This window comes from Kineococcus siccus (assembly GCF_009906795.1).
GTDB lineage: Bacteria > Actinomycetota > Actinomycetes > Actinomycetales > Kineococcaceae > Kineococcus > Kineococcus siccus.
In genome coordinates this window covers 1-842 of record NZ_JAAALN010000421.1, presented here as the reverse complement: position 1 = coordinate 842, position 842 = coordinate 1, and the positions used below count along the sequence as shown (strand labels likewise).

1 pseudogene is annotated in these 842 nt (G+C 77.8%); it reads left to right on the top strand.

What is annotated here, in order from left to right:
• Positions 1 to 83 precede the first annotated feature (83 nt).
• Positions 84 to 842, top strand: a pseudogene (locus GTR02_RS21930) (hypothetical protein); the annotation flags it as partial.

The window sequence follows — 842 nt, the reverse complement described above, 5'->3', positions numbered from 1 at the left end:
CGCGACAGCAGTCCCGTGAAGCGCGGCTGCGACAGCGCGGCGGGGTCGAAGGTCGCCGCCGTGGCGCCGCCCGGGGCCACGCCGTGGCCGCGAGCGTCGGGCACCGGCGCGGCCCGCAGGCCGGGCTGCGGGCCGCGCGCCTGGTCCTGCCCTGGGTGGGCGTGCTGCTCGTGGCGACCGCGGGCGCCGGGATCGGGTTCACGCTGGCCCCCGGCACGACCACCTACGTCGGGCCGCTGCAGACGGAGGTGCGCGTGCACCCGAGCCTGCGGCCCGGGGTGCAGGTCGACCTGCCGCCCGTGGGTGAGGTGTCCTTCGACACCCACCGGGCCCCGGTCCTCGTCACGGCGAACATCACCTCGGTGGACCTCGACGCCGCCGGCCGCCTGGTCCGCTCGCCGCAGCAGCTGCTCGCGCTGGAGCTGACGGTGACCGACACCATCCGCGCCGCCACCGAGCGGGCCGTGGCCTACAGCGCCGGCAGCGGCCTGGCCGGGGCGCTGCTGGCCGGCGTGGTCGTCTACCGGGTGCGCCGCCGGGCCCTGCAGACCCTCGCGAGCTGCCTCGTCGTCGTCGTCGCCACGGGCGGCGCCACGGCGGCGACCTTCGACCCCGCCGCGCTGTCGCAGCCGCGCTTCACGGGACTGCTGTCGCGCGCGCCGTACGTCGTGTCCAGCGCCCGCAGCGCCGTCGAGCGCCTCGAGTCCTACCGCAGCGGCCTGTCCGACCTCGTGACCAGCGTCAGCACGCTGTACGCCGTGTCGGCCAACCTGCCCGTGCTCGGCGACGCGCAGGCCGGGGCGGGCCCGGGGGCGGGGGAGGACGTCACGACGGTCCTGCAC